The sequence below is a fragment of the Methylobacterium sp. 275MFSha3.1 genome, assembly GCF_900108435.1.
Taxonomy (GTDB): domain Bacteria; phylum Pseudomonadota; class Alphaproteobacteria; order Rhizobiales; family Beijerinckiaceae; genus Methylobacterium.
Genome location: NZ_FNWP01000040.1, coordinates 1 through 13902, shown reverse-complemented (window position 1 = coordinate 13902; position 13902 = coordinate 1). Strand labels below are relative to the sequence as shown.

18 protein-coding genes are annotated in these 13902 nt (G+C 71.0%); 7 read left to right on the top strand and 11 right to left on the bottom strand.

Annotated features, from left to right (window positions below; genetic code table 11):
- Nucleotides 1–15: 15 nt before the first annotated feature.
- Nucleotides 16–690, top strand: a complete 675-nt coding sequence (locus tag BLW78_RS28585; RefSeq protein WP_091683553.1) for a metallophosphoesterase family protein — start codon at nucleotides 16–18, stop codon at nucleotides 688–690.
- A 66-nt stretch (nucleotides 691–756) separates the two neighbouring features.
- On the opposite strand, the gene BLW78_RS28580 is transcribed toward BLW78_RS28585, so the two are convergent.
- From BLW78_RS28580 to hemA, 8 genes are all read right to left on the bottom strand, one after another.
- The gene (locus BLW78_RS28580) at nucleotides 757–1140 is read right to left on the bottom strand and encodes a DUF423 domain-containing protein (protein WP_091683551.1); all 384 of its coding nucleotides are present in this window, start codon (nucleotides 1138–1140) and stop codon (nucleotides 757–759) included.
- Nucleotides 1137–1790, bottom strand: coding sequence for a ribosome biogenesis GTP-binding protein YihA/YsxC (gene yihA, locus BLW78_RS28575; RefSeq protein ID WP_056526930.1), 654 nt, complete (start codon nucleotides 1788–1790; stop codon nucleotides 1137–1139). The genes BLW78_RS28580 and yihA overlap by 4 nt, the downstream gene beginning before the upstream one ends.
- A 13-nt stretch (nucleotides 1791–1803) precedes the next feature.
- The gene (gene yidC / locus BLW78_RS28570) at nucleotides 1804–3654 is read right to left on the bottom strand and encodes a membrane protein insertase YidC (protein WP_091683549.1); all 1851 of its coding nucleotides are present in this window, start codon (nucleotides 3652–3654) and stop codon (nucleotides 1804–1806) included.
- Complete coding sequence (gene rnpA, locus BLW78_RS28565; RefSeq protein WP_091683547.1) at nucleotides 3644–4264, bottom strand: ribonuclease P protein component; 621 nt, start codon at nucleotides 4262–4264, stop codon at nucleotides 3644–3646. Before rnpA ends, yidC begins: the two co-directional genes overlap by 11 nt.
- A 79-nt stretch (nucleotides 4265–4343) precedes the next feature.
- A complete protein-coding gene (gene rpmH, locus BLW78_RS28560) occupies nucleotides 4344–4478 on the bottom strand; it encodes a 50S ribosomal protein L34 (protein ID WP_007558110.1) in 135 nt (44 codons plus the stop codon).
- Nucleotides 4479–4646: 168 nt separating this feature from the next.
- Nucleotides 4647–5192 (bottom strand): adenine phosphoribosyltransferase, encoded by a 546-nt coding sequence (locus BLW78_RS28555; protein ID WP_012320444.1) that lies wholly within the window; start codon nucleotides 5190–5192, stop codon nucleotides 4647–4649.
- Between the two features lie 70 nt (nucleotides 5193–5262).
- A complete protein-coding gene (locus BLW78_RS28550) occupies nucleotides 5263–6060 on the bottom strand; it encodes an inositol monophosphatase family protein (RefSeq protein ID WP_026604817.1) in 798 nt (265 codons plus the stop codon).
- A gap of 281 nt (nucleotides 6061–6341) precedes the next feature.
- Nucleotides 6342–7637 carry a 5-aminolevulinate synthase gene (hemA, locus tag BLW78_RS28545; RefSeq protein ID WP_020092502.1) on the bottom strand — a complete coding sequence of 432 codons (1296 nt, stop codon included), beginning with the start codon at nucleotides 7635–7637 and terminating at the stop codon, nucleotides 6342–6344.
- 320 nt (nucleotides 7638–7957) lie between these two features.
- Here hemA and BLW78_RS31915 point away from each other — a divergent pair, with 320 nt between their 5' ends.
- Entirely contained in the window at nucleotides 7958–8137 is a 180-nt protein-coding gene (locus BLW78_RS31915; protein ID WP_091683545.1) for a hypothetical protein, read from the top strand.
- An 86-nt stretch (nucleotides 8138–8223) separates the two neighbouring features.
- Entirely contained in the window at nucleotides 8224–9513 is a 1290-nt protein-coding gene (murA, locus tag BLW78_RS28535) for a UDP-N-acetylglucosamine 1-carboxyvinyltransferase (protein WP_020092503.1), read from the top strand.
- A 48-nt stretch (nucleotides 9514–9561) separates the two neighbouring features.
- Here the strand turns inward: murA and BLW78_RS28530 are convergent, their stop codons facing one another.
- Nucleotides 9562–9957, bottom strand: coding sequence for a hypothetical protein (locus tag BLW78_RS28530; protein WP_091683543.1), 396 nt, complete (start codon nucleotides 9955–9957; stop codon nucleotides 9562–9564).
- A gap of 188 nt (nucleotides 9958–10145) precedes the next feature.
- Here BLW78_RS28530 and BLW78_RS28525 point away from each other — a divergent pair, with 188 nt between their 5' ends.
- Genes BLW78_RS28525 through BLW78_RS28510 form a run of 4 tightly spaced genes read left to right on the top strand, consistent with a single transcriptional unit; the run spans nucleotide 10146 to nucleotide 12919 of the window.
- Nucleotides 10146–10592 (top strand): DUF2948 family protein, encoded by a 447-nt coding sequence (locus BLW78_RS28525; protein WP_091683541.1) that lies wholly within the window; start codon nucleotides 10146–10148, stop codon nucleotides 10590–10592.
- Nucleotides 10593–10613: 21 nt separating this feature from the next.
- The gene (gene hisD, locus BLW78_RS28520; RefSeq protein WP_091683539.1) at nucleotides 10614–11909 is read left to right on the top strand and encodes a histidinol dehydrogenase; all 1296 of its coding nucleotides are present in this window, start codon (nucleotides 10614–10616) and stop codon (nucleotides 11907–11909) included.
- Between the two features lie 10 nt (nucleotides 11910–11919).
- Complete coding sequence (locus BLW78_RS28515) at nucleotides 11920–12402, top strand: UPF0262 family protein (RefSeq protein WP_020092507.1); 483 nt, start codon at nucleotides 11920–11922, stop codon at nucleotides 12400–12402.
- Between the two features lie 22 nt (nucleotides 12403–12424).
- Nucleotides 12425–12919 carry an arsenate-mycothiol transferase ArsC gene (locus tag BLW78_RS28510; RefSeq protein ID WP_056526915.1) on the top strand — a complete coding sequence of 165 codons (495 nt, stop codon included), beginning with the start codon at nucleotides 12425–12427 and terminating at the stop codon, nucleotides 12917–12919.
- A 94-nt stretch (nucleotides 12920–13013) separates the two neighbouring features.
- Here BLW78_RS28510 and BLW78_RS28505 read toward each other — a convergent pair whose 3' ends face one another.
- Both BLW78_RS28505 and BLW78_RS28500 read right to left on the bottom strand, forming a co-directional pair.
- Nucleotides 13014–13340, bottom strand: coding sequence for a hypothetical protein (locus BLW78_RS28505; RefSeq protein ID WP_020092509.1), 327 nt, complete (start codon nucleotides 13338–13340; stop codon nucleotides 13014–13016).
- A 103-nt stretch (nucleotides 13341–13443) separates the two neighbouring features.
- On the bottom strand, nucleotides 13444–13902 hold a 459-nt coding region (locus BLW78_RS28500; RefSeq protein WP_091683537.1), incomplete at its 5' end, for a transglutaminase-like cysteine peptidase.

Sequence of the window (13902 nt, the reverse complement as noted above, 5' to 3'; positions counted from 1 at the left end):
GGTGGACGATGGCGCATGGATTCCGGCCCCCTCACCTACGCGATCGGCGACGTCCACGGCTGCGCGGCCTTCCTCGACGCGCTGCTGGAGCGGATCGCCGACCACGCGGATGACCGTCCCCACCGGCTGGTCTTCCTCGGGGACTACATCGACCGCGGCCCGGACAGCGCCGCGGTGCTTCGCACCGTGAGCCGCCTGAACTGGGCCGAGCCGGAGCGCGTCGTCTGCCTGATGGGCAATCACGAGCGGATGCTGCTCGACGCACTCCAGACGGAGAGCGCGGCCGCGCACTGGATGTTCAACGGCGGCGAGGCGACGCTCGATTCGTTCGGCGCGCGGGATCCTGCCGGCCTGCCTCGGGACACCCTCGACTGGATCGAGGCGCTCCCGACGCTGCACGGTGACGGCGCCCACTGGTACGTGCATGCCGGGCTGCGGCCCGGCACAGACGCCCTCGGCTCGGACGCGCATGATCGCCTCTGGATCCGCGAGCCGTTCCTCGAGGGCGACCACGATTTCGGACGGCACGTGGTCCACGGCCACACGCCGCAGCGGAGCGGGCGCCCGGAAGTGCGCCGGTTCCGCACCAACCTCGACACCGCGGCCGTCTACGGCGGCGCGCTGACCGCCGGGATCTTCTCGGACGCGCAGGGGCCGGCCCTGGAATTCCTGCAGGTGAGAGCATCATAGGGCGCGACGGCGCCGTCTTTGCGAGCGGAGCGAAGACGCTGGCCGGCGGGCCGCCGGCCGGACCTGTCAGACCCCGCGTCGCGCGGGCACCAGCGCGCAGAGGATCCCGGCGAGCCAGCCGCCCATCAGGGCGAAGCCGCCGGTGGGCGCCGCCATCGGGAAGAGCGCGTGCTGGAGCCACGCGCGCACCGAGAGGTCGCCGCAGAACAGGATCAGGCCGGCGACCAGCAGCCCGGCCGCGAGGCGCGCGAGACCGGCCCGGACGAGGCCCGCGGCCCCCAGACCGACCAGCGCCAGGATGGCGGGGGCGTGGAACAGCAGGAACTGCGCCGCCGTCTTCAGCGAGTCCGCCCCGGGGATGTGCGCCGCGGCGGCGCTCAGCGCGACGCCGAGCAGCCCGGCCAGGGCGGCGAGCGCCGCGAGCGCGCGGTCGACACCCGCGAGTCTCACGCGCCGCGCTCCGCCAGGAGCTTGGCGATGGCCGCCCGCAGATCCGGCACGCCGGAATCGTCCCGGCTCGAGGTGAGGATCACCTGCGGGTAGGCGGCCGGCCGCTTGGCGAGCCCCGCCTCGATCCCGGCGATGCGGCTCGCGACCTCGCCCTTCTTGAGGGAATCGCCCTTCGTCAGCACGACCTGATAGCTCACCGCGGCCTTGTCGAGGCCGTCGAGGACGTCGGTGTCGATCGACTTGAAGCCGTGCCGGGCGTCGATCAGCATGAACACCCGGGCGAGGTTGGCGCGGCCCTTGAGGTAGGCGTGGATCAGCCGGGTCCACGCCTCGACCTTGGCCTTCTCGACGGCGGCGTAGCCGTAGCCGGGCATGTCGACCAGCGACAGGCGCTCGCCGATCCGGAAGAAGTTGAGCTGCTGCGTCCGCCCCGGCGTGTGCGAGGTCCGCGCCAGGGTGTTGCGCCCGGTGAGCGCGTTGATCAGGCTCGACTTGCCGACATTCGAACGCCCCGCGAAGGCGATCTCGACGCCCTCCATGGGCGGCAGCCGGTCGAGGATCTGGGCGGCCGCGTAGAAGTCGGCCGGGCCGGCGAAGAGAAGGCGGCCGGCCTCGAGGAGGTCGGCCGCGTCGTCGTTGGTCTCGCTCACGGCGTCTCGCCCGTCAGCTCTTGGTGGCGGCCGCCTTGGTGCCGCCGCGCTTGAACGTTGTGCGGAGGTTGTCCCACAGCTCCACCTTCACGCCGTTACGGCGCATGATGACGTATTGCTGGATCACCGACAGGGTGTTGTTCCAGGCCCAGTAGATCACCAGGCCGGCGGGGAACGAGCCCAGCATGAAGGTGAACACGATCGGCATGAAGGTGAAGATCTGCGCCTGGACCGGGTCCGGCGGCGCGGGATTCATCTTCATCTGCACGAACATCGTGATGCCCATGATGATCGGCCAGACGCCCAGGTGCACGAAGTCGGGTGCCGGGAACGGCAGCAGGCCGAACAGGTTCACGATGCTCGTCGGATCCGGCGCCGCGAGGTCGCGGATCCAGCCGAAGAACGGCGCGTGGCGCATCTCGATGGTGATGAACAGGACCTTGTAGAGCGCGAAGAAGACCGGAATCTGGATCAGCACCGGCCAGCAGCCGGCGACCGGATTGATCTTCTCCTTCTTGTACAGCTCCATCGTGGCCTGCTGCTGCTTCATGCGGTCGTCCTTGTACCGCTCGCGGATGGCGGCCATCTCCGGCTGCACGGCCTTCATCTTGGCCATGGAGACGTAGGACCGGTTCGCGATCGGCAGGAACAGCAGCTTCAGGCAGAAGGTCACCACCAGGATCGAGACGCCGAAATTGCCGAACAGGTGGTAGAAGAAGTCTAGCGCCCGGAACATCGGCTTGGTGATGAAGAAGAACCAGCCCCAATCGATCATCAGATCGAAGTGCTTGATGCCGAGGTCCTTCTCGTAGTTGTTGATGACGTTGACTTCCTTGGCGCCGGCGAACAGCCGCTGCGTCGCGGTCGCCGAGGCGCCCGCCGCGAGACTCACGGCATCGCCGCGCACGCTGGCCTGGTAGACGTTGGTGGCACCGTCGGTCCGGTCGGTGAAGGCGCCGGTATAGGGCGCGTCCTGATCGGGGATCGCGGCCGCCGCCCAGTACTTGTCGGTGATGCCGACGAAGCCGCCGGTCACGCCGCTCCAGGCCTTGCCCTTGGTGTTGGCACCGCCGTAGGCGCCTTCCTTGGCGAGCTTGTCGTAGGTGAATTCCTGCAGGCCGTCGTTGCCGAGATAGCCGATCATGCCCTCGTGCAGGACGTAGTAGCCCTGGGTATGCGGCTTACCCCAGCGGGAGACGAGGCTGTACGGGTAGAGCGTGATGGCGCCCGAGCCCTTGTTCTCGACCTCGTCGCGGATCGTGAACATGTACTTGTCGTCGACAGCGATGATCCGCTTGAAGACGAGGCCGGCGCCGTTGTCCCAGGTCAGGGTCACGGGCATGCCGGGCGACAGTGTCTTGCCGTCGCTGGTCCAGAGGGTGTCGTTGGTCGGCAGCGGACCGGCATTGGCGCCGACCCAGCCGAACTCGGCGTAGTAGGGCGTCTCGGTCCCGGCCGGCGAGAACAGCACGATCTCGGGGCTCTTGGGGTCGATTGTCTCGTGGTAGTTCCTGAGCGAGACGTCGTCGACGCGGCCGCCCTTCAGGGCGATCGAGCCGGAGAGCGCCGGGGTCTCGATCCGGACGCGCGGCGAGCGGGCCAGCGCCGCCTCGCGGGAGACCGGGCCGCCCTGGGCGGTCGGCAGCGTGCCGGGCGCGGGGGCCGCCGGGCCACCCTCCTTCGGGGACGGCGAGGGCACGCCGTCCGGGGTCACGCCCGGGGGCTGCTGCTGCGCGGCCTTGTTCTGCGCCTCGATCTGGCGCTGCTGCTCCATGCGCGGGCCGGCCACGAAGTACTGCCACCCGAGCAGCACCAGCAGCGACAGGCCGATGGCCACGAACATGTTCGTCTTGTCATTGCCCATCAGGGACACCGCCGCACGCGTTCGGAGTGGCAACAGGAACGTCGCCGGTCCCGGAGGACCTGCGCGCGCCTGTGATTCGGGGATCTCTGTCGCACCCCTGCGACGGGCCGATGTCGGCACCGCCGGGTGGGGCCGCCTGCGCGGAGGCGCGGCCGGCTTCGTGCGGGAGAGAGGACGACTGAGAAGTGGCCGTGTCAGGGGACGGCTTGGCGCGCCGACCGCCGGATCGGCCGGGCGACCTGTCCCCGCGGGGCGCGGCCGCGCGGGTCACCGCGGGAATCGCGCGGCGCAGATCCTCGGCGAGGGCCTCGAAGGAGGCTTCGAGGGCGGGGCGGCGGGCGATCAGCACAATGTCGGCCGGAAGGCCAGCGAGCTCGCTCGGCAGATCGGACGCGACCAACCCCACGGCAGCGCGGAGTCGGCGGCGGATGCGGTTGCGCTCCGTCGCGTGGCCGACACGCTTCGTGATGGTGAAGCCGAGACGGAGGCCGGGGCAAACGTCCGGGTTCCGAAGACGCCCCTGCGCGGTCATACGCTCGGTGTGGAAGCGACGCCCCTCGGCCGCCGCCAGGAAGTCGGGTCGTTTCTTGAGCCGCTCGATCGTCGCCATCGATGGTTCGATCCCGGCCGATACCACTTGCCTCGTGGCGCGGATGCGTCGGAGCGTCCGCGCCGGCGAGGATCAGGCCTCAGGCCGACAGGCGCTTGCGGCCATGGGCGCGACGGCGCGCGATGACCTTGCGGCCGCCGGCGGTGGCCATGCGCGCACGGAAACCGTGACGGCGCTTACGGACGAGCTTGCTCGGCTGGTAGGTTCTCTTCATGGCTCAGAGCCTTCAAAGGTCGAGGCGCGCTCGCGGGCAGCTATTGCTGCACCCGACCTTCACGCGTCCTGGTTGTCTGCAAACACGAAGGGCGCCCATGCGGGGCGCCACGTCGCGAGTGGCGGGCTTATGGCGGATGAGCCCCGCGAAGTCAACGTTTCGCGGGGCTCAATGACCCTCGAACTGCATGAGGGTGCGCACCTCGACGCCCAGGTCGCGCAGGCGCTGCGCGCCGCCGATCTCGGGCAGGTCGATGACGAAGCAGGCGGCCACGATCTCGGCGCCGATCTTCTGGAGCAGGTTCACGGCGGCGATCGCGGTGCCGCCGGTGGCGATCAGGTCGTCGACCAGCAGCACCTTGTCGCCGGGCCGTACGGCGTCGACGTGGATCTCGATCTCGTCGGTCCCGTACTCGAGGGCGTAGGCCATCGACACGGTCTTGTGGGGCAGCTTGCCCTTCTTGCGGATCGGCACGAAGCCGCAGGAGAGCTGGTGGGCGATGGCCCCGCCGAGGATGAAGCCCCGGGCCTCGATGCCGGCCACCTGATGGATCTGTCCGCCGGCGTAGGGATGCACCAGGGCGTCCACCGCCCGCCGGAAGGCGCGCGGGTCGCTCAGCAGCGTGGTGATGTCGCGGAAGATGATCCCCGGCTTCGGGTAATCGGGAATCGAGCGGACCGATTCCTTCAGCGCGACGTGGCGGCGGGCTTCCATGCGTTCGGCCTTCCGTGGGGAACCGCGGGCTTAAAGCAGAAGCCCGACGGCCTGACCAGTCAGTGGCGGCTCAGGCCGCCTGGACCTTCTTGAGGATGGCGACGAGGTCCCGGTGAAGCCCCTCGTTGCCGCAGGCCACCGACCGGGGCGCCAGCGGCTCGGCCGCGCCGTCCGCCGAGGTCACGAAGCCGCCCGCCTCGCGCACCAGGATCACGCCGGCGGCGAAGTCGTAGGTCTGGAGGTCGCGCTCCCAGTAGGCGTCGAGGCGGCCGCAGGCCACGTAGGCCATGTCGAGGGCCGCCGAGCCCATCCGGCGGGTCCCGCCGGCCACCGCCATCACGGCGCCGAGCTCGCGCAAGAGGCGCGGGTGGCTGCCGCGACCGAGATAGGGCGTGCCGTAGCCCACCAGCGCGTCCGCCATGTCCTGGCGGCCGGAGACGCGCAGGCGCCGGTTGTTGAGATAGGCGCCCTTGCCGCGCTCGGCGACGAACAGCTCGTCCTTGATCGGGTCGAAGATCACGCCGGCCACGATCTGGCCCTCGCGCTCGAGACCGACCGAGACCGCGAAATGCGGCACGCCGTGCAGGAAGTTCGACGTGCCGTCGAGGGGATCGATGTGCCAGGTGTGGCTCTTGTCGGTCCCCTCGATGATCCCGTTCTCCTCGAGCACGAGGCTGTAGCCCGGACGCGCCTTCATCAGGGCGTCGCGCAGCACCTCCTCGGCCTTGCGGTCGGCCGCGGAGACGAAGTCGCCCGGACCTTTGCGCGAGACCTGCAGGTTCTCGACCTCGCCGTAGTCGCGGCGCAGGCCGCGCGCGGCCTTGCGCACGGCATCGACCATGACGGTCATGAGGGGTGAGGAGATCATAGGCGGACTTTTCGCGGATGAGGATTGGCGCCGTCGTTACAGGTCGGCGCCGGAAAAGACGAGATGGGGACGGGACATGGAAGCGCTGCGGGCCGCTGCCTCAGCGCGGAGCCGGCGCGGTCAGGCCGGCCTCAGCATACCGCCGCGCCCGTCTTTGCGAGCGGAGCGAAGCAATCCAGGGCAGCAGGCCGGCGGCGGATGTGGCATCCCTGGGTTGCTTCGCTCCGCTCGCAAAGACGGGCGCCCGCAACACGGCCCGGCGCGGGACGGCGGCGCGGATCCTACTCCGCGGCCTCGACGAAGACGGTGCCGGCGCGGGGCAGGTCCAGGGCCTGCCAGGTCTCGCCCAGCGCCGCGGCGAGGCGCTCGATATGCGCCGCGTCGTGGAACGGCGACGGCGTGATCCGCAGCCGCTCGGTCCCGCGCGGCACCGTCGGGTAATTGATCGGCTGGATGTAGATCGCGTGGTGCTCCAGCAGATGGTCCGCCGCCGCCTTGCACAGCTCGGCATCGCCGACCATCACCGGCACGATGTGCGTCTCGGTCTCCAGGACCGGAAGCCCCGCCGCGCTCAGCGCCGCCTTCGTGGCCGCCGCCTGACGCTGGTGCGCCTCGCGCTCCGCGCTCGAGCGCTTCAGGTAGCGCACCGACGCCCGCGCCGCCGCAGCCACCGCCGGCGGCAGCGCCGTCGTGAAGATGAAGCCCGGCGCGAAGCTGCGCACCGCGTCGCAGATCGCCGCCGAGGCGGTGATGTAGCCGCCCACGCAGCCGAAGCCCTTGGCCAGCGTCCCCTCGATCACGTCGACCCGGTGCATGACGCCGTCGCGCTCGGCGATGCCGCCGCCGCGCGGGCCGTACAGGCCGACGGCGTGGACCTCGTCGAGGTAGGTCATCGCGCCGTAGCGCTCGGCCAGGTCGCAGATCGCGCCGATCGGCGCCACGTCGCCGTCCATCGAGTAGACCGACTCGAACACGATCAGCTTGGGCCGGTCGCCGGCCTGCCGCAGCAATTCCTCGAGGTGGGCGAGGTCGTTGTGGCGGAAGATCGTCTTGGCGCAGCCGGAATGGCGCACGCCCTCGATCATCGAGTTGTGGTTGAAGGCGTCCGACAGGATCAGGCAGTCGGGGATCAGCTTGGCGATGGTCGAGATGCCGGCCTGGTTCGAGACGTAGCCGGAGGTGAAGACGAGACCGGCCTCCTTGCCGTGCAGGTCGGCGAGCTCGCGCTCCAGGTCGACCAGCGGCGAGGTGTTACCGGCGATGTTGCGGGTGCCTCCGGCGCCGACGCCGCAGCGGGCGGCGGTCTCGGTCATGGCGGCGACCACCTCCTTGTGCTGGCCCATGCCGAGGTAGTCGTTGGAGCACCACACGGTGATCTCGGTGGTCTTGCCGTCCGGCTGGCGCCACTTGGCGGTCGGGAAACGCCCCGAGATCCGCTCGATGTCGGCGAACACCCGGTACCGCCGTTCCCCGTGCAGCTGATCCAGGGCCCCGCGGAAGTAGCGCTCGTAGCCGGATCCGGCGCGCGTCGATCCCGCTTGGGCGAGCATCGTGCTGGGCATCCGGGTGACGGTCATCGAGCGTCCTTCGCGTGTTCGGCCGCGCGGGCGACACCGCGTGAGCGGCGTCTCAGGCCCGCGATCGAGGTCCGGCCTCGGTCCAGTCCTTCGCGTGAGGGCCGCAAGATACGCGCGGATCTGGAACTGGTTCAAGGTAAGGTTCCGACATCGCAGCGTTGCATCCGTTGAGAGGCCCGCGTGAACCCGCTAGCGTCCGGCACGTTCTTCCGACCCGAACTTGGTTCCCGCCCCCTGCAACAGCTCATGTCTCCGACCGCAGATGGCTCGTCCGGCGTGGACCGCGCGGCCCCGACCTTGCGGCGACCAAGGGTCGCGCCGTGACGGACTCCAGGGACGAGCGGGCGGAGCGCCTCAAGGCCGCGCTGCGCCAGAACCTGCGCCGCCGGAAGGCGCAGGGCCGCGGGCGGGCCGAAGGAAGACCGTCTCCCGGCGCGGATCAGTCCTGCGTGCGGGAATCGGACGGAAACGGTCCTGATTCCGACAAATCCGGTCTATAGGGCACGGCCAAGCCTGGGCGCTGCCGCGCCCGCGATCAGCACGGCCGGCCGCGCGCCCTCGCGGGTGCGCCGCCCGAGGACACACGATGGACCGCATCCACATCACCGGCGGCGCGCCGCTCAACGGCGTGATCCCGATCTCGGGCGCCAAGAACGCGGCGCTGCCGCTGATGATCGCGAGCCTGCTCACCGGCGAGACGCTGGAGCTGATCAACGTGCCGCGGCTCGCCGACATCGCCGCGCTGACGCGGATCCTCGGCAACCACGGCGTGGACCACATGGTCGTGGGCAAGCGCCCCGGTCAGACCACCGAGACGGGCCAGACGATCCGGCTCACCGCCTCGAACGTCATCGACACCACGGCGCCCTACGAGCTGGTCTCGACCATGCGGGCGAGCTTCTGGGTGATCGCGCCGCTGCTCGCCCGGTTCGGTGAGGCCAAGGTCTCGCTGCCCGGCGGCTGCGCCATCGGCACCCGGCCGGTGGACCTGCTGATCATGGCGCTGGAGAAGCTCGGGGCCGAGATCGAGATCGACGCCGGTTACGTCGTCGCCAGGACCAAGAATGGCCTGCGTGGGGCCGAGTTCGCCTTCCCGAAGGTGACCGTGGGCGGCACGCACGTGGCGCTGATGGCCGCCGCCCTGGCCTACGGGACCACGGTGATCGAGAACGCCGCCCGCGAGCCGGAGGTGGTCGACCTCGCGGAGTGCCTGAACAAGATGGGCGCCAAGATCCGCGGCGCCGGCACGCCGCGCATCGAGATCGAGGGCGTGGCCCGCCTGAACGGCGCCCGCCACGAGGTCCTGCCCGACCGGATCGAGACCGGCACCTACGCCATGGCGGTGGCGATGGCCGGCGGCGACGTCGTGCTCAAGGACACGCGGGCCGACCTGCTCCACTCGGCCCTCGACGTCCTGACGACCACGGGCGCGGAGATCACGCAGGTCGAGGGCGGGATCCGCGTGCGCCGCAACGGCGCCGGCATCGCGGCGGTCGACGTCACCACCGACCCGTTCCCGGGCTTCCCCACGGATCTCCAGGCGCAGTTCATGGCGCTGATGACGCTGGCGAAGGGCCAGTCGCACATCCGCGAGACCATCTTCGAGAACCGGTTCATGCACGTGCAGGAGCTGGCCCGCCTCGGCGCGAAGATCCGCCTCGAGGGCGACCTCGCCATCGTCGAGGGCGTGGACCGGCTGAAGGGCGCCCCCGTGATGGCGACCGACCTGCGCGCCTCGGTCTCCCTGGTGATCGCGGGCCTCGCCGCCGAGGGCGAGACCCAGATCAACCGGGTCTACCATCTCGACCGCGGCTTCGAGGCGCTGGAGGCCAAGCTCGGCCGGTGCGGCGCGCAGATCGAGCGCGTCCGGGCCTGAGCGGCAGCGCTCGGTCCGAACGGGCCGGCGCGCGGCAGCGCCCGAGGCTCAGTCCTCGATCTGCCCGCGCCTGTAGCCGAAGCCGGGGATCTCGCAGCCGCAGGGCGCGTCGGGAGGCCCCGGGCGCACCCCGCACGTGCCGCGGGCCGTCACGCAGACGCTGTCGTCCCACCGGCGCCCGAAGACGCCGCGCCAGCGCGGGCCGCGCCTGTCGTACGCATCGTCGACTGGCGGCGGGGGCGGACGCCAGCCATACCCGTCATTCGCGGGCGGAGGCGGCGGACGCCCGCCGGGCGGCGGCGGTGCGTAGAGATCCCAATCCGGCGCCGGACGACCGAAGATGTAGGGCCGCGCGTCCGGACCGACCTGCGCGACGGCGGGTCCGGCCGCCTGCAGTCCGACGGCCAGTACCGCCACAACCGCGCGCTCGGTGAGTGCCGCCATATGAGACCCTGCCTCGGCTCGACCGCCGGCGCGTCTAAACGGCGACGCTGGCCCGAGCCTGTGCCCGGCCGGGATCGCGATCCCCAGACCAGCCGTTGCCCGAACGGGGCCGCGCCGCTACCTACGCCGTGCCGCGGACCGGCCCTCGCCGCCCGACCCGCGCCCCGTATTCCCCGAGGACCCTCTGCATGGAGCTGCTCAGGCTCGCCGCCCTCGACACCGAGGACCTGACCGTGATCTCGGCCCATCTGCAGGACGCGATCCTGCGACCGCAGGACCTGACGTTCCTCGCCGGCGAGCACCGCTTCCTCATGGCGGTGCGCCGCTTCGACTGGACGCCGAGCGCCCCGCCGCGCCGGCGCCTCGCCGGCCTGCACATCGAGCGCGTGCTGGGCGTGAAGAGCCGCGGCCTGAAGCCGGACGACGCGACGCCGATGAGCCTGCTCGCCCTCACCTTCGAGCCGACGGACGCGCCCTCCGGGCACATCGACCTCGTCTTCTCCGGCGGCGCGGCTCTGCGGCTGGAGGTCGAGTGCATCGAGGTCCGGATGAAGGATCTCGGCCCGGTCTGGGAATCGGCGAACCGTCCCGGGCACGACATCGACACCGATACGGCCGCCGGCTCGGTGGCCTGACGCGAGACAGAAGGCTTCCCGATGGTCCGGCTCGACAGCAGCGATCCGAATTTTGCCGCCGCCTTCGCGCGCCTCCTCACGGTGAAGCGCGAGATCGCCGAGGACGTGGACGAGGCGGTGCGCGGCATCATCGCCGACGTCGTCGCCCGCGGGGACGAGGCGCTGGTCGATTTCACCCGGCGGTTCGACCGGCTCGGCGCCGATTTCTCTGCAGCGCAGCTGCGGGTCACGGACGCGGAGATCGAAGCGGCCGTCGCGGCCTGCCCGTCGGACTCGCTGGAGGCCCTGCGCCTCGCCGCCGAGCGGATCGAGAGCTTCCACCGGGCGCAGCGGCCCGCGGATCACCGGGCCACCGACGCCCTCGGCGTCACGGCCGGCTGGCGCTGGACCGCGCTGGAATCGGTCGGCCTCTACGTCCCGGGCGGCACCGCGAGCTATCCCTCCTCGGTGCTGATGAACGCGCTGCCGGCGCGCGTCGCCGGGGTGCCGCGCCTCGTGATGGTGGTGCCCACCCCGGACGGCCAGATGAACCCGCTGGTCCTGGCCGCCGCGCAGCTCTCCGGCGTCCACGAGGTCTACCGGGTGGGCGGCGCCCAGGCGGTCACGGCCCTCGCCTACGGGACCGCCACGATCGCCCCCGTGGCCAAGGTCGTCGGGCCCGGCAACGCCTGGGTGGCGGCGGCCAAGCGCCGGGTCTTCGGCCAGGTCGGGATCGACATGATCGCCGGCCCCTCCGAGGTGCTGATCCTGGCGGACGGCCACGCCAACCCCGACTGGATCGCCGCCGACCTCCTGGCCCAGGCCGAGCACGACGTGGCCGCCCAGGCGATCCTGATTACCGACAGCGCCGAACTCGCCGGCGCCGTCGAGGCGGCGGTCGAGCGCGCCCTCACCACCCTGCCCCGTCAGGAGATCGCCCGGGCGAGCTGGCGCGATTACGGCGCCGTCATCCGGGTCCGCACCTTCGACGAGGCCGTGCCCCTGGTCGACCGCCTCGCCCCCGAACACCTGGAGATCGAGACGCAGGACGCGGAGGCGCTCGCCGCCAAGGTCCGCAATGCCGGCGCGATCTTCCTGGGCTCGCACACGCCGGAGGCGATCGGCGACTATGTCGGCGGCCCCAACCACGTGCTGCCGACCGCGCGCTCCGCCCGATTCTCGTCCGGGCTGGGCGTGCTCGACTTCATGAAGCGGACGACGATCCTCGCCTGCACGCCGGAGAGCTTGCGGGCGCTCGGCCCGGCGGCGATAAACCTCGGCCGGTCCGAGGGCCTGGAGGGGCATGCCCGCTCCGTCGCGATCCGGTTGAACCTGTGAGGTTTTGGGGATGGCGGAGAAGCAGCGCGGGCCGAACCGCCTCGCGAAGGTGAGCCTGGACGAGGGGTCCATCGCCCGCGGCAATCCGGATCAGGAGCACGAACGGGCGATCGCCCTGTTCGACATCCTGGAGGACAATTCCTTCACCATCCCCGGGCGGGAGGGCCCCTACGCGCTCACGCTCGGACTCGTCGAGAACAAGCTGTCCTTCGCCATCACCACGGTGGACGGTGAGCCGGTGATGACGCACCTCCTGTCGCTCACGCCGTTCCGGCGGGTGATCCGCGACTACGAGATGATCTGCGAGAGCTACTACAACGCGATCCGCACCGCCTCGCCGTCGCAGATCGAGGCGATCGACATGGGTCGGCGGGGCCTGCACAACGAGGCGTCCGAGACGCTCAAGCAGCGGCTCGAGGGGAAGGTCGACCTCGACCACGACACGGCGCGCCGCCTGTTCACCCTGATCTTCGCGCTGCACTGGAAGGGTTAGGCGCCCTCCGCGCCGACCGGCGATGGCTGAGCCCGCTCCCGAGCCTCCTCCCGAGCCTTTTCCCGACGCGCCCCCGAAGAAGCGGCGGGTGCAGTCCGTCCTGTTCATGTGCAACTACAACGCCGTGCGCTCCGTGGCGGCGGAAGCGATCGCCCGCGCCTATTTCGGCAAGTCCACCTACGTGCAGTCGGCTGGGGTGCGCTCCGGCGAGCCCACCGACCCGTTCATGGTCGCGGCCCTCGACGAGGTCGGCATCGACGCGAGCCGGCACCGCCCGCGCACCGTGGAGGAGCTGGAGGACTGGGAGGGCCTGAACTTCGACCTGATCATCACCCTCGCGCCGGAGGCGCACCACCGGGCACTGGACCTGACGCACACCCTCGCGGCCGATGTCGAGTACTGGCCGACCCCCGACCCGACGCTGCTGCAGGACGCCTCGCGCGAGCAGCGCCTCGACGCCTACCGCGACGTCCGCGACGGGCTGACCCGGCGGATCAAGGCGCGCCTGAAGGCATAGGCGGACAGGCCTCCGCGACGCTGCCTTGCTGGCCGACCTCACGCACTTGGCGGAAACGTCCTTTCCCGATGGCCGCTGCCGGGAATCGCCGACGTCAGCCGCGGTTGCCGACCAGCCAAGCGCGCATCCGGCCGGCGAGGAGCGGCCGGGCGCGCCCGACATCCTCGTCGTCGAGCAGCGGCGAGGCCGCGAGGGTCGCGAGATAGGCGTCCTCGGCGGTCCGGCAGGCCCGGAAGGCGGCGTCGGCGGCGAGATCCCGGTCCGTCAGTGCGGCCTGGATCCGGAAGTTGCGGCTGACGCAGTCGCGCCACGCGGCGTGGCGGGCTTCGGTCTCGCTCGCGGCCCGGGCGGTGCCGCAGGCGGCGGCGACGAGGACGACCGCCAGAAGCGGGACCGGCGTCACGTGGCGGGCTCGCGGCATCGTTAAGGCACTCCGTCACCCGACAGAGTGGCGCCGCAGGGTTAGCGATCCGTTAAAGAGCGGCGCGCGCGGCCGAGGTTCTACTGCTCGCCGCGTGGCTTGTTCACCGGTTTGCGGTGGTGACCGGGGAGGTGACGCCGCCGAGGGAGACCCAGGCGACGGCGTCCTGGCTCTCGCGCTTGATGAACACGTAGCCGGTCTTGTGCCAGGGCAGGATCGCGCTGGTCTTGTTGTCGAGCACCAGGTCGCCCCGGTCGGTGATCAGGGTCAGCACGGCGTGGCCCTCGCCCTTCTCGTCGATCACCACGGTCATGCGCATCGCCCGCCGCGGCAGGCCGGCCTCGGCCAGCATGTGGCGCTTGAGCAGCTGGAAGTCCTCGCAGTCGCCGATGCCGTCCTCGGCCAGGTCCCAGCGGTCGGCCACGTGCAGGTGGTCCTGGTCGGTCATCGGCTCGATCGCCTTGTTGACCCGCCGGTTCACCGACACGATCGTCGCCCAGGTCGCCGGCGTCAGGCTGATCCGGGCCGGCTCGCCCCGGTCCAGCGCGCACTCCGCCGCGTA

Coding starts and splice junctions, on each gene's coding strand:
- BLW78_RS28515 (WP_020092507.1), top strand. CDS start 11,920: ATGGCGGAGAAGCAGCGCGGGCCGAACCGCCTCGCGAAGGTGAGCCTG.
- rnpA (WP_091683547.1), bottom strand. CDS start 4,264: ATGGCGACGATCGAGCGGCTCAAGAAACGACCCGACTTCCTGGCGGCG.
- BLW78_RS28510 (WP_056526915.1), top strand. CDS start 12,425: ATGGCTGAGCCCGCTCCCGAGCCTCCTCCCGAGCCTTTTCCCGACGCG.
- BLW78_RS28530 (WP_091683543.1), bottom strand. CDS start 9,957: ATGGCGGCACTCACCGAGCGCGCGGTTGTGGCGGTACTGGCCGTCGGA.
- hisD (WP_091683539.1), top strand. CDS start 10,614: ATGGTCCGGCTCGACAGCAGCGATCCGAATTTTGCCGCCGCCTTCGCG.
- murA (WP_020092503.1), top strand. CDS start 8,224: ATGGACCGCATCCACATCACCGGCGGCGCGCCGCTCAACGGCGTGATC.
- BLW78_RS28525 (WP_091683541.1), top strand. CDS start 10,146: ATGGAGCTGCTCAGGCTCGCCGCCCTCGACACCGAGGACCTGACCGTG.
- BLW78_RS28585 (WP_091683553.1), top strand. CDS start 16: ATGGATTCCGGCCCCCTCACCTACGCGATCGGCGACGTCCACGGCTGC.
- hemA (WP_020092502.1), bottom strand. CDS start 7,637: ATGACCGTCACCCGGATGCCCAGCACGATGCTCGCCCAAGCGGGATCG.
- BLW78_RS28550 (WP_026604817.1), bottom strand. CDS start 6,060: ATGATCTCCTCACCCCTCATGACCGTCATGGTCGATGCCGTGCGCAAG.
- BLW78_RS28555 (WP_012320444.1), bottom strand. CDS start 5,192: ATGGAAGCCCGCCGCCACGTCGCGCTGAAGGAATCGGTCCGCTCGATT.
- yidC (WP_091683549.1), bottom strand. CDS start 3,654: ATGGGCAATGACAAGACGAACATGTTCGTGGCCATCGGCCTGTCGCTG.
- BLW78_RS28505 (WP_020092509.1), bottom strand. CDS start 13,340: ATGCCGCGAGCCCGCCACGTGACGCCGGTCCCGCTTCTGGCGGTCGTC.
- rpmH (WP_007558110.1), bottom strand. CDS start 4,478: ATGAAGAGAACCTACCAGCCGAGCAAGCTCGTCCGTAAGCGCCGTCAC.